This window comes from Streptomyces sclerotialus (genome assembly GCF_040907265.1).
Classification (GTDB): Bacteria; Actinomycetota; Actinomycetes; order Streptomycetales; family Streptomycetaceae; genus Streptomyces; species Streptomyces sclerotialus.
In genome coordinates this window covers 3,015,720-3,028,943 of sequence record NZ_JBFOHP010000002.1, presented here as the reverse complement: position 1 = coordinate 3,028,943, position 13,224 = coordinate 3,015,720, and the positions used below count along the sequence as shown (strand labels likewise).

The following is a 13,224-nucleotide window of genomic DNA, read 5'->3' as shown; positions in this document are numbered from 1 at the left end:
ATGCGCACCTTGTGTGCGAGCACGCTGATCGGCGAGTTCTTCGTGATCGGTTTCGCGGCGCTGGTCGCGATGCAGACCTCTGACCTGTCCACGGTGACGGTCTGGACGGTCAGCGGCATCGCGATGCTGCTGTCGCTGGTGCTGTGCGGCATGATCTCCCGCCCCGGCGGGGTGGCGCTCGGCTGGGTGCTGCAGATCGCGCTGATCGCCAGCGGCGTGATCGTGCCGACGATGTACTTCCTCGGCGCGGTCTTCGCCGCGCTGTGGTGGGCTTCGGTCCACTTCGGCCGCAAGATCGACGAGGCGAAGGCCCGCTGGGCGGCCCAGGCGGCCGAGTCGGGCCCGACGGCCTCCGCGGAGCCGGACCCCGCCTGAAGGTCCCGCCTGAGGGTCCCGCCTGAAGGTTCGCGCGCCCGGCCCGGCGAAGCCGGTGTCCGGTCCCCCGAAACCGGTGCCGGACCCGGCTCTCTGCCGGGGCCGGTGCCCGGCCCGACGAAGGGCGCAGGGCCCGGAGTCCGGCCCGGGCCCGCCGCCGTGCCCCGAGCCAGGCCCGCCGCCGCACCTCGACCCCGGTTCCGCCCTTGTGGGGCCTGGGCTCCGGTGGGGCGCGGGGCCCATGTAGCCTCCTCGGCACACCCGTAACCGTCTGTACTGCAAGGAGCCCCACCGATGAGCCAGCGCACCCTCGTCCTTCTCAAGCCGGATGCCGTCAGGCGAGGCCTGGTCGGCGAGATCCTGGGCCGCATCGAGCGCAAGGCCGGCTGGACGATCAGCGCGCTGGAGCTGCGTACCCTCGACCGCGCGGTCCTGGAGCAGCACTACGCCGAGCACGTCGGCCGGGATTTCTACGAGCCGCTGGTGGCCTTCATGTCCTCCGGCCCGGTCGTCTCGCTCGTCGTGGAGGGCGAGCGGGTGATTGAGGGCGTACGCCAGTTGGCTGGTCCTACCGACCCGATCAAGGCGCCGAGCGGGTCCATTCGGGGCGACTTCGGGACAATCACCCGGGAAAACCTCATTCACGCGTCCGATTCCGAGGAGTCGGCGGATCGCGAGATCAAGATTTTCTTCCCCGGCCTCTCCTGACGCCCCGTCAGGCGTATACCCGCTGCCACCTGGGGCGACCGAAGAAATTCGGTCGCCCTTCGGCATATGTACGGCCAACGGGGGAACGCATCACCCCGACACGACGTCACCATTAAGGGGGGCGGGTACGTGTTCCGCTGACAATGGCGGAGGAACCCCGCACCGCGTTCGAGCGGACGGGCCTTCCCGGACTACCATGAAGGCTTCCGCGCGTCAGCGCATCACCTCCTGCCGACCTCCAGTAAGCATTCGCTCCAGTTGGGAAGGCCAGACGTATCCTCATGGGGAACAACATGTCGTTCATCGGCCGTGACATGGCTGTCGACCTCGGCACCGCCAACACGCTGGTGTACGTCAGGGGTCGAGGGATCGTTCTGAACGAACCGTCGGTCGTGGCCATCAACACCAACACCGGCGGGATCCTCGCCGTGGGCGCCGAGGCCAAGAAGATGATCGGCCGGACCCCTGGCAACATCGTGGCCGTCCGTCCGCTCAAGGACGGCGTGATCGCCGACTTCGAGATCACCGAGCGGATGCTCCGCTACTTCATCCTCAAGATCCACAAGCGCCGGTACCTCGCCCGGCCGCGGGTCGTCGTCTGTGTGCCGTCCGGTATCACCGGAGTCGAGCGCCGTGCCGTCATCGAGGCGTCCACCCAGGCCGGTGCCCGTCAGGTGCACATCATCGAGGAGCCGATGGCCGCGGCCATCGGCTCGGGGCTGCCGGTTCACGAGGCCACCGGCAACATGGTGGTGGACATCGGCGGCGGTACGACCGAGGTCGCGGTCATCTCGCTCGGCGGAATCGTCACGGCCCAGTCGATCCGGGTGGCCGGCGACGAGCTGGACAACGCGATCATCCAGCACATCAAGAAGGAGTACAGCCTCCTCCTCCGTGAGCGGACCGCCGAGAGCATCAAGATCACGATCGGTTCGGCGTACGACCTCGACCAGGACGAGCACACCGAGATCCGCGGCCGCGACCTGGTCTCGGGCCTGCCCAAGACCGTGGTCATCTCCGCTGCCGAGGTCCGCAAGGCCATCGAGGAGCCGGTCAACTCCATCGTCGACGCCGTGAAGACGACCCTCGACAAGTGCCCGCCGGAGCTCTCCGGCGACGTCATGGACCGCGGGATCGTGCTCACCGGCGGCGGCGCCCTGCTCCGCGGCCTCGACGAGCGGCTCCGCCGCGAGACCGGCATGCCGATCCACATCGCCGAGGACCCGCTGGACTCCGTCGCGCTCGGTTCCGGCAAGTGCGTGGAGGAGTTCGAGGCCCTGCAGCAGGTCCTCGACTCGCAGCCGCGCAGATGAGCATGATCGGCGATCTGCCGTACGGCCGCCTGCCAGCCCGTACGGCAGATCGCTGATATACAGACAGCACACACTCCCGTAGCACCCCCCACTTCACACCCCCCCACTCCACACCTTCCACTTCACCCCCTCCGCCTCCCGCTTCCACAGCAGTACCGGCAGTACAGGCACCTTCGGTACCGCCCTCTCGCGGCGGTCCCGCGCACAACTCAAGTCAAGGCACACCCCAGATCCCCAGCGAGACCGGCGCGGGCCCGCAGCCGGCCGGTCCTACGAGGAAGGACACGGCCGCCGCACGTGAGGGACACACGAGAGAGCCGGCTCCTGCTGGTGCTGCTGGTCGCGATCGCGTTCGCACTGATCACGGTGGACATCCGCGGCGGCGAGCAGTCCCCGCTGCAGGGTGCCCGGCAGGTCGCGGCCTCCGCTTTCGGGCCGGTCGAGACCGGTGTCGCCTCGGTCGTGGACCCGGTCGGCAACGCCGTCGACGCGGTACGCGATTCCGACGGCCGGCACAGCCGCATCGCCGAGCTGGAACGCGAGAACGCCGCCCTGAAGGCCAAGCTCGGCTCCTCCGACCGGGACCGGGTACGCGCCGCAGAGCTGGACAAGATGCTCAAGACCGCCGGCGCCGGCCAGTACGGCATCAAGGGCGCCCAGGTCATCGCCATAGGAGCCGCGCAGGGCTTCTCCTGGACCGTCACCGTGGACGCCGGCTCCAAGGACGGCATCGCCCGTGACATGACCGTACTGAACGGTGACGGGCTGGTCGGCCGGGTCACCACCGTCGGTCCGAACACCGCGACGGTCCTGCTCGCCATCGATCCGGACTTCACCGTCGGCACCCGCATGGAGAAGACCAACGAGATCGGCTTCGCCAACGGACAGGGCGGCGGGCCGCTGCGCGTCCAGCTCCTCAACGGCAAGGCGAACGTGAAGAAGGGCGACCGGATGGTCACCTTCGGCTCCAGCCAGGGCAAGCCGTTCGTGCCGGGCGTGCCGGTCGGCACCATCACCCACGTCGGCAGCGCCAACGGCGACCTCACCCGCACCGTGCAGGTCAAGCCGTTCGCCGGCTTCTCCCGCCTGGACGTGGTCGGCGTCGTGGTCCAGCCGCCGCGCGAGAACCCCCGGGACACGGTCCTGCCGCCCAAGCCCGCGAAACCCAAGCCCACTCCGACGGTCACCGTGACCGCCAAGCCCAAGCCCACCCCGAGCGGCGCCACCAGGAGCTGAGCCCGATGCGCATCAACCGGATCCTCCTCTCCACCGTCCTCGTGGCCGTGGCCCTCGTCGTCCAGGTGGGTGTGCTCGCCCGGCTCCATCTCCCCGGCGCCGTACCGGACCTGGTCCTGCTGGTCGTCCTCGGCCTGTCCATGGTCTACGGCCATGTCGCCGGGGCCTTCATCGGCTTCGGCGCGGGGCTCCTCGCCGACCTGGCACCCCCCTCCGACCACGCGATCGGCCGCTACGCGCTCGTGCTGTGCGTCATCGGCTACGTCGCCGGGCTCACCAGGCCCGACAAGAGCCAGCACCGCTCCGCCTCGATGCCGCTCATCGTCGTGGTCTGCGCGGCCATCGGCTCCACCCTGCTCTACGCCGGGGTCGGCTCGCTGGCCGGTGACAACGCGGGCAACACCGTCGGCATCCCCCTGCTGCTGCTCACCGCCACCGTCTACGACCTCGTGCTCGCTCCGTTCAGCGTCCCGCTGGTGATGGCGCTGGCCCGCCGATCCGAGAAGCCGATGGCCGGGGAGAGTTCGGGCGGCACCCAGTCCGGACCGGTGCCCGGCGAGGCCGCGTACGGCTGGCTGTCCACCGGCAGCGGGCTGCGCATGAGCCGTCCCGGGCGGGGCGGCCGGACGCCGCGGATCGGCAGCCAGCGCGGCGGCCTGCTCGGCGGCCGCAAGCCGGTACGTGTCAAGGGGGTCAAGCGCCTGTGAGCCAGACACCGTTCCAGGCCCGGACAAGGGGGCGGCGCACGTGAGTAACATCCCGGAGACCGGCCGGACCTCGCGCGTCACCGTCCGTCTCGTCGCCATCCAGATACTGGTCTTCTCGCTGCTGCTCACGCTCGGCGGCCGGCTCTGGTACCTCCAGATCCGCAACGGCGACGAGTACGCCGCCGAGGCCAGCGGCAACCACGTCCAGCAGGTCGTCGACCCGGCCGTGCGCGGCTCGATCCTCGACGCCCGCGGCGTGCCGCTCGCCGACAACGAGACCCGCCTCGTCGTCTCCGCCAGCCGTACCGCGCTGATGAAGATGGACGACGAGGGCAAGGCCGTACTGACCCGCCTGGCGAACGTACTGGGCATGTCGTACACGGACGTCAAGAACAAGGTCCGGCTGTGTGACGCCAAGACGCCGCAGCCCTGCTGGAACGGCTCGCCCTTCCAGCCCATCCCGATCACGGACGAGGCCACCACCCAGCAGGCCCTGAAGATCCGTGAGAGCTCCGAGGACTTCCCCGGCATCTCCGCCGAGCCCACCGCCGTACGCCGCTACCCGGCCCCCGCCAAGGCGCAGACCTCGCAGGTGCTGGGCTACCTCTCGCCGGTCACCGACGAGGAGATCCAGAAGGCCGAGCACACGAACTCTCCGTTCCTGCGCTCGGACATGGTCGGCCGCTCGGGCCTGGAGCGGACGTACGACAGCGCGCTGCGCGGCAAGGCCGGCGTCACCCGCTACCAGGTCGACAACCTCGGCCGGGTCATGGGCAAGGCCAAGAGCGATCCGGCCCGGCCCGGGGACAACGTCGTGACGTCGATAGACGCACGGGTGCAGGCCGTCGCCGAGAAGGAGCTCCACCAGGCGATGGTGGAGGCCCGCAAGCAGCACGACCGCAACACCGGCACGAACTACAAGGCCGACGCCGGTGCGGTGGTCGTGATGGAGAACAAGACCGGCCGGGTGGTCTCGATGGCCTCCCAGCCGGACTACGACCCGAACTCCTGGGTCGGCGGCATCTCCGCGAAGGACTACGCGAAGCTCACCGGCAAGAAGTCCAACTACCCGCTGCTGAACCGGGCGATCCAGGGCCAGGCGGCCCCGGGCTCGATCTTCAAGGTCATCTCGTCCTCGGCGGCGGTCAACGCCGGCTATCCGTTCAACGGCCGGTACAACTGCTCCAGCTCGTACAACGTCGGCGGGCAGGTCTTCAAGAACTTCGAGTCCGAGAGCCACGGTGCGATCACCCTCGGCCGGGCGCTGGAGGTCTCCTGCGACACCGTCTTCTACGACCTGGCGTACAAGCAGTGGGTGAAGGACGGGGGCAACAAGCCGAAGAAGGACCCCGCCGACTGGTTCTACAAGACCGCCCATGACTTCGGTCTCGGCAAGGAGACCGGCATCGACCTGCCCAACGAGGTCAAGGGCCGGGTTCCGGACCGCCAGTGGAAGAAGGACTTCTGGAAGGCCAACAAGGACTCCTGGTGCAAGACCGGCAAGAAGGACGGCAGCTACACCGAGCGCATCGCCTACGAGAGCTGTCTCGAAGGCATGAAGATGCGTGCCGGTGACTCGGTCAACTACTCGATCGGCCAGGGCGACACCCTCGTGACGCCGATCCAGATGGCCACGATCTACGCGGCCATCGCCAACGGCGGCACGATGTACGACCCGACCATCGGCAAGGCGATCATCAGCGCCGATGGGAAGAAGGTCCGGGACATCAAGCCGCAGGCGCACGGCAAGCTGCCCGACTCGCCCAAGACGCTGCAGCAGATCGACAAGGCGCTGGAGGGCGTGGCCACGCGCGGTACCGCCGCCTGGCGGTTCCAGAACTGGCCGCAGAAGCAGATCCCGATGCACGCCAAGACCGGTACCGCCGAGGTCTACGGCAAGCAGACGACGTCGTGGTTCGCCACGTACACCAAGGACTTCACGATCGTCATGACGATCTCCCAGGGTGGTACGGGCTCCGGCGCCTCGGGTCCGGCCGTGCGCAAGATCTACGACGCGCTGTACGGCGTGGACGCCAAGGGCAAGATCCACAAGGGCAAGGCCCTGCTGCCGAAGCCGCAGGCCGACCTCCCCAAGATCGACAAGGACGGCAACATCGAGGCCGGACGGCTGACCAAGCCCATCGTCAACGACGAGAAGAAGCCGGAAGAGGCGGTCCAGTGACCAGCAGCCAGTACGCCATCCGGCGGTACGCCCCCGACCGCGGGGTGTGGAGCAAGCTCACCGCCCGGGACTCCGTGGTCTGGCGGCTGGACTGGATACTGCTCTTCTCGTGCCTGGCCCTCTCGCTCATCGGCGCGGTGCTGGTCTTCTCGGCCACCCGCAACCGCATCGAGCTGAACCACGGCGACCAGTACTCGTACGTCCTGAAGCACCTGCTCAACACCGGCATCGGCCTGGCGCTCGCGGCGGGCACGGTGTGGCTCGGCCACCGCACCCTGCGCGGCGCCGTGCCCATCCTGTACGGCGTGGCGCTGCTGCTGTCCGCGCTGGTGCTCACCCCGCTCGGCGCGACCATCAACGGCTCGCGGTCCTGGCTGGCCATCCCCGGCGGCCTCTCCCTGCAGCCCGCCGAGTTCGCCAAGATCACCATCACGCTGGGCATGGCGATGGTGCTGGCCGCCAGGGTCGACGCGGGGGACCGGGAACACCCCGGCCACCGCGCCGTCCTCCAGGCGCTCGGCATCGCGCTCGTCCCGATAGCGGTCATCATGCTGATGCCGGACCTCGGCTCGGTCATGGTGCTCGGCACGATCGTGCTCGCGGTGCTGCTCGCCTCCGGCGCGTCCAACCGCTGGATCATCGGCCTGCTGACGCTGGGCGTGGTGGGCTGCCTGAGCGTCTGGCAGCTGCATCTGCTCGACGACTACCAGATCGCCCGGTTCGCGGCGTTCGCCAATCCGAGCCTGGACCCGGCGGGCGTCGGCTACAACACCAATCAGGCGCGCATCGCCATCGGTTCCGGCGGCCTCTTCGGCTCGGGACTGTTCCAGGGCAGCCAGACCACCGGTCAGTTCGTGCCGGAGCAGCAGACGGACTTCATCTTCACGGTCGCCGGTGAGGAGCTGGGCTTCCTCGGCGCCGGCCTGATCATCTTCCTGCTGGGCGTGGTGCTGTGGCGCGCCTGCCGGATCGCCCGGGAGTCCTCCGAGCTCTACAGCACCGTCGTCGCGGCCGGCATCATCGCCTGGTTCGCCTTCCAGTCCTTCGAGAACATCGGGATGACGCTGGGGATCATGCCGGTCACCGGCCTGCCGCTGCCGTTCGTCTCCTACGGCGGTACGTCGATGTTCGCGGTGTGGATCGCCATAGGACTCCTTCAGTCGATCAAGGTGCAGCGGCCCGTGTCCGCCTGACCCGCCCCCGACGCAGCCGTGGTCCGGTTCCCCGCCCCGGGGGCCGGACCACGGGCGTTCCGGTACGTCTACCCGGTTCACGCGGACACGGACTGTGACAGGTCTTACGTGGCGGTGGCGTCTCCCGGGCGGCATGCTGTCGCGGAACAGCTTGAGCGAGACAGCAGTCCACATTCCGAGACAGAGTTCCGTATCCGTACGCAGGCGCCCCGCATGCCGCCCCGTCAGGAGAAGTCAGCTCCCATGTTCTCGAAGGTCCTGGTCGCCAACCGAGGCGAAATCGCCATCCGTGCCTTCCGCGCCGCCTATGAGCTGGGCGCGCAGACCGTCGCGGTGTTCCCCCACGAGGATCGCAACTCCCCTCACCGTCTGAAGGCGGACGAGGCCTACCAGATCGGCGAGGCCGGCCATCCCGTCCGCGCGTACCTCTCCGTCGACGAGATCATCCGTGCCGCGCGGCAGGCCGGCGCCGACGCCGTCTACCCGGGCTACGGCTTCCTCTCCGAGAACCCCGACCTGGCCGCCGCCTGCGCCGAGCACGGCATCACCTTCGTCGGCCCCGCCACCGAGGTATTGGAGCTGACCGGCAACAAGGCGCGCGCCATCGCCGCCGCCAAGGCCGCCGGGCTGCCCGTCCTCGCCTCCTCCGCGCCCTCCTCGGACGTCGAGGAACTGGTGGCGGCGGCCGAGGACATGGAGTTCCCGGTCTTCGTGAAGGCCGTCGCGGGCGGCGGCGGGCGCGGCATGCGCCGGGTCACCGAGCGCACCCAGCTGCGCGAGGCCGTCGAGGCGGCGGCCCGCGAGGCCGAGTCCGCGTTCGGCGACCCGACCGTCTTTTTGGAGCAGGCCGTCGTCGACCCGCGCCACATCGAGGTGCAGATCCTCGCCGACACCCACGGCGACGTGATCCACCTCTACGAGCGGGACTGCAGTCTGCAGCGCCGCCACCAGAAGGTCATCGAACTGGCCCCGGCCCCCAACCTCGCCCCCGAACTGCGCGAACGGATCTGCGCCGACGCCGTCGCCTTCGCCCGGCAGATCGGCTACACCTGCGCCGGTACGGTCGAATTCCTCGTCGACGCGCGCGGCAACCACGTCTTCATCGAGATGAACCCGCGCATCCAGGTCGAGCACACCGTCACCGAAGAGGTGACGGACGTCGACCTCGTACAGTCCCAGATGCGGATCGCCGCGGGGGAGTCCCTGGCCGACCTGGGCCTGAGCCAGGAAAAGATCGTGCTGCGCGGCTCGGCCCTCCAGTGCCGCATCACCACCGAGGACCCCGCCAACGGCTTCCGGCCCGACACCGGCCGGATCACCGCCTACCGTTCCCCGGGCGGCGCGGGCGTCCGGCTGGACGGCGGCACCAACCTCGGCGCCGAGGTGGGCGCGCACTTCGACTCGATGCTGGTCAAGCTGACCTGCCGGGGACGGGACTTCGCGACCGCGGTGGGGCGCGCCCGGCGCGCGGTCACCGAGTTCCGTATCCGCGGTGTCGCCACCAACATCCCGTTCCTGCAGGCGGTACTGGACACCCCGGACTTCCGCGCCGGTAAGGTCACCACGTCCTTCATCGAGCAGCGCCCCGAACTGCTGACCCAGCGCGGCTCGAAGGACCGCGGCACCCGCATCCTCGAATACCTCGCCGACGTCACGGTCAACAAGCCGCACGGCGAACGCCCCCTCAGCATCGCGCCGCACGAGAAGCTGCCCGCGATCGACACCTCGGCGCCCGTGCCCGACGGCTCCCGGCAGCGGCTGCGGCAGCTCGGCCCCGAGGGCTTCGCCGCCGACCTGCGCGCCCGGCCCGCGCTCGGCGTCACCGACACCACCTTCCGCGACGCCCACCAGTCCCTGCTGGCCACCCGCGTCCGCACGAAGGACCTGCTGGAGGTCGCGGGCCACGTCGCGCGCACCACCCCCGAGCTGCTGTCCCTCGAAGCGTGGGGCGGCGCGACGTACGACGTGGCGCTGCGCTTCCTGTACGAGGACCCGTGGGAGCGGCTGGCGGCGCTGCGCGAGGCCGTCCCCAACATCTGTCTCCAGATGCTGCTGCGCGGCCGCAACACCGTCGGCTACACGCCCTATCCCGAGCAGGTCACCCGCGCCTTCGTGCAGGAGGCCGCGGACACCGGCATCGACATCTTCCGGATCTTCGACGCGCTCAACAACGTCGACCAGATGCGCCCCGCGATCGACGCCGTACGCGAGACCGGCACCGCGCTCGCCGAGGTCGCCATGAGCTACACCGGCGACCTCACGGACCCCGGCGAGAAGCTCTACACCCTCGACTACTACCTCCGCCTCGCCGAGCAGATGGCCGACGCCGGCGCCCACGTACTCGCCATCAAGGACATGGCCGGCCTGCTCCGCGCCCCCGCCGCGAAGAAGCTGGTCACGGCGCTGCGCCAGAACTTCGACCTGCCCGTCCACATCCACACCCACGACACCCCCGGCGGCCAGCTCGCCACCTACCTCGCCGGCTGGGAGGCCGGCGCCGACGCCGTCGACGGCGCCTCCGCAGCCCTGGCCGGCACCACCAGCCAGCCCGCCCTCTCCGCGATCGTCGCCGCCACCGCGCACACCGAGCGCGACACCGGCATCGACCTCGGCGCGGTCTGCGCCCTGGAGCCGTACTGGGAGGCCGTACGCAAGGTCTACGCGCCCTTCGAGGCCGGCCTCCCGGCGCCCACCGGCCGGGTCTACGAGCACGAGATCCCGGGCGGCCAGCTCTCCAACCTCCGCCAGCAGGCCATCGCGCTCGGCCTCGGCGACCGCTTCGAGGAGATCGAGAAGGCGTACGCGGGCGCCGACCGGCTGCTCGGCCGCCTGGTCAAGGTCACGCCCAGCTCCAAGGTCGTCGGCGACCTCGCGCTGGCCCTGGTCGGAGCCGGGGTCTCCACCGACGAGTTCGCCGCCGACCCCGCCCGCTTCGACATCCCCGGCTCCGTCATCGGCTTCCTCCGCGGCGAGTTGGGCGAACCGGCCGGCGGCTGGCCCGAGCCGCTGCGCAGCCGCGCCCTCGAAGGCCGCGCCGAGGCCCCCGGCATCACCGAGCTGACCGCCGACGAGTCCAAGCGCCTCTCGGCCTCGTCCGCCGAGCGCCAGGCCGTCCTGAACGAACTGCTCTTCCCCGGCCCGGCCAAGGACTTCACGACCCATCGCGAGCGCTACGGCGACACCTCCCCGCTCTCCAGCGACCTGTTTTTCTACGGGCTGCACCACGGCGAGGAACACGTCGTCCGGCTCGCCCCCGGCGTCCAGCTGCTCATCGGCCTGGAGGCGATCTCCGAGGCCGACGAGCGCGGCATGCGGACCGTGATGTGCATCCTCAACGGCCAGCTGCGGCCCATCCAGGTCCGCGACCGGGCGGTCGCCAGCGAGGTGCCCGCCGCCGAGAAGGCCGACAAGAACAACCCCGGCCATCTGCCGGCGCCGTTCGCCGGCGTGGTCACCCTCGCCGTCGAGGAGGGGCAGCAGGTCGAGGCGGGCGCCACCATCGGCACCATCGAGGCGATGAAGATGGAGGCGGCGATCACCGCGCCCACGGGCGGCACCGTCAGCCGCATCGCCATCTCGCCGGTTGCCCAGGTCGAGGGCGGTGACCTGCTCATCGTGGTGGAGTGAGCGCGGCGCCTCCTGGCGCAGTGCGCGCAGTGCTTCTGGTGCGGTGCGTGCGGTCCCTCTAGCGCAGTGCGCGCGGCGCCTCCAGTGCGGTGCGCGCGGCGCCTCCAGTGCGGTGCGTGCGGCGTCCGGTGCGCGGCGTCCCGGTTTTCCCCGGGCGCCGCGTACCGGGCCACTGCATGCGCACACCGGCCGCCCGAGGGCTCCCCAGAAGCGGGACAGGACAGTACGTTCACCCCATGGCGGACACCGTGCGCGAAATCGAGCGGAAGTACGAGGCCGACGGTGCGGGGCTGCCCTCGGGCGGCCTCCCCGACCTCACCGGAGCGGACCGGATCGCGACCGTCGCGGAGCGCGGCGCGGTCACCCTGGACGCCACCTACTACGACACCGGCAGCCGGCGGCTGGCCCGCGACGGCATCACCCTGCGCCGCCGCACCGGCGGGGACGACGCGGGCTGGCACCTGAAGCTGCCGGTCGCCGCGCACGTACGCGACGAGATCCGCGCCCCGCTCTCCGACACCGTCCCCCGCGCCCTGCGCGGCCTGCTCCGCTCCCGCGTCCGCGACGCCGAGCTGGTGCCCCTCGTACGCATCGGCACCCGGCGCGAGGTGCGGCAGCTGCTCGGCGCCGACGGCACGGTCCTCGCCGAGGTGGCCGTCGACCAGGTACGCGCCGACCGCCCGGCCGGGCCCGGCCGGACCGCCGAGTGGGCCGAGATCGAGGTCGAGCTGACCCCCGGCGGGGACGTGGCGCTCCTGGACGCGGTCGAGGCCCGGCTGCTGCGCGCCGGACTGCGCCCCGCGTCCGCGGCCTCCAAGGCGGCCCGGGCGCTCCGCGAGACGGCACCGAAGGGCGAACGGAGGACGGCGGCCCCCGAGGACGGCACCGCCGGGCCCGCGGGCGCCGGGCCCGTGGCTGCCGGGCCGCCCACCGCCGAGCGGACCGTCCTGCGGTACCTCGCCCGCCAGGTCACGGCGCTGGTCGAGCTGGACCCCGCCGTCCGCCGTGACCTGCCCGACTCGGTCCACCAGATGCGGGTGGCCACCCGCCGCCTGCGCAGCGCCCTGCGCTCGTACGCCACCGTCCTGGACCGGTCCGCCACCGACCCCGTGGGCACCGAGCTGAAGTGGCTCGCGGCGGAGCTGGGCGTCGGACGGGACTCCGAGGTGCTCGCCGCGCGCATCCAGGAGGCGCTGGCCGCGCTGCCCAAGGAGCTGCGCCCCGGCCCCGTACGCACCCGGCTGCGCACCTGGAGCCAGGCGCACCGCAAGGGGTCACGCAAGCACCTGCTCGCCGTCCTCGACGGCACCCGCTACCTCGCCCTCCTGGACTCCCTGGACACCCTGCTCGCCGACCCGCCCCGGGCCCGCGCCGCGCGGCGCCCCGCGGCGGAGGTGCTGCCCAAGGCGGTCGAGCGGGACTTCCGGCGGCTGGCCGGGCACGTGGAGACAGCACTCGCCACGCCCCCGGGGCCGGACCGGGACCTGGCACTGCACGAGGCCCGCAAGGCCGCCAAGCGCACCCGGTACGCGGCGGAAGCGGCCCGGCCTGAGCTGGGGCGGCCGGCGAGGGAGCTGGTCAAGCGGATGACGGAGCTGCAGGAGCTGCTCGGTGATCATCAGGACGGGGTGGTGGCGCGCGAGGCACTGCGCGAGCTGGCGGCCCAGGGCCACGCCGCCGGCGAGAACGCCTTCGCGTACGGCGTGCTGTACGGCCGCGAGGAAGCCCGCGCCGCCATCCGCGAACGCGACCTCCCCGCCCTGTGGGCCACGATCCCGCCCCCGGCACTGCGCCGGGGGCCGCAGGGCGGCGGTACAGCGGATTCGGGGAGGGCCGGGGGAGCGCGTTAGTCTTGAGGGTCACCCTTTCCAGCTCACGAAAGT

The 13,224-nt window shown here is 71.0% G+C and carries 9 protein-coding genes; all 9 read left to right on the top strand.

Translation table 11 applies throughout. The annotated features are described in order from the left end of the window. The 9 genes from AAC944_RS13485 (at window position 1) to AAC944_RS13445 (ending at window position 13,191) form a co-directional block, all read left to right on the top strand. Window positions 1–375: a DUF4233 domain-containing protein gene (locus tag AAC944_RS13485; protein WP_030614779.1), complete on the top strand. Its 375-nt coding sequence runs from the start codon at window positions 1–3 to the stop codon at window positions 373–375. Between the two features lie 294 nt (window positions 376–669). After that, window positions 670–1,083: a nucleoside-diphosphate kinase gene (gene ndk, locus AAC944_RS13480; protein ID WP_030614777.1), complete on the top strand. Its 414-nt coding sequence runs from the start codon at window positions 670–672 to the stop codon at window positions 1,081–1,083. A 293-nt stretch (window positions 1,084–1,376) separates the two neighbouring features. Beyond that, a complete protein-coding gene (locus AAC944_RS13475) occupies window positions 1,377–2,396 on the top strand; it encodes a rod shape-determining protein (RefSeq protein ID WP_030614774.1) in 1,020 nt (339 codons plus the stop codon). Window positions 2,397–2,693: 297 nt separating this feature from the next. Continuing rightward, on the top strand, window positions 2,694–3,632 hold the full coding sequence (mreC, locus tag AAC944_RS13470) for a rod shape-determining protein MreC (protein WP_030614771.1): 939 nt from the start codon (window positions 2,694–2,696) through the stop codon (window positions 3,630–3,632). 5 nt (window positions 3,633–3,637) lie between these two features. After that, window positions 3,638–4,339, top strand: coding sequence for a rod shape-determining protein MreD (gene mreD, locus AAC944_RS13465; protein WP_030614768.1), 702 nt, complete (start codon window positions 3,638–3,640; stop codon window positions 4,337–4,339). Window positions 4,340–4,379: 40 nt separating this feature from the next. After that, a complete protein-coding gene (gene mrdA / locus AAC944_RS13460; RefSeq protein ID WP_030614766.1) occupies window positions 4,380–6,521 on the top strand; it encodes a penicillin-binding protein 2 in 2,142 nt (713 codons plus the stop codon). After that, window positions 6,518–7,714: a rod shape-determining protein RodA gene (gene rodA, locus AAC944_RS13455; RefSeq protein WP_030614763.1), complete on the top strand. Its 1,197-nt coding sequence runs from the start codon at window positions 6,518–6,520 to the stop codon at window positions 7,712–7,714. Before mrdA ends, rodA begins: the two co-directional genes overlap by 4 nt. A 243-nt stretch (window positions 7,715–7,957) precedes the next feature. Further along, window positions 7,958–11,341: a pyruvate carboxylase gene (locus AAC944_RS13450; RefSeq protein ID WP_030614760.1), complete on the top strand. Its 3,384-nt coding sequence runs from the start codon at window positions 7,958–7,960 to the stop codon at window positions 11,339–11,341. 236 nt (window positions 11,342–11,577) lie between these two features. Further along, window positions 11,578–13,191: a CYTH and CHAD domain-containing protein gene (locus AAC944_RS13445; RefSeq protein WP_051871757.1), complete on the top strand. Its 1,614-nt coding sequence runs from the start codon at window positions 11,578–11,580 to the stop codon at window positions 13,189–13,191. Window positions 13,192–13,224: the final 33 nt, after the last annotated feature.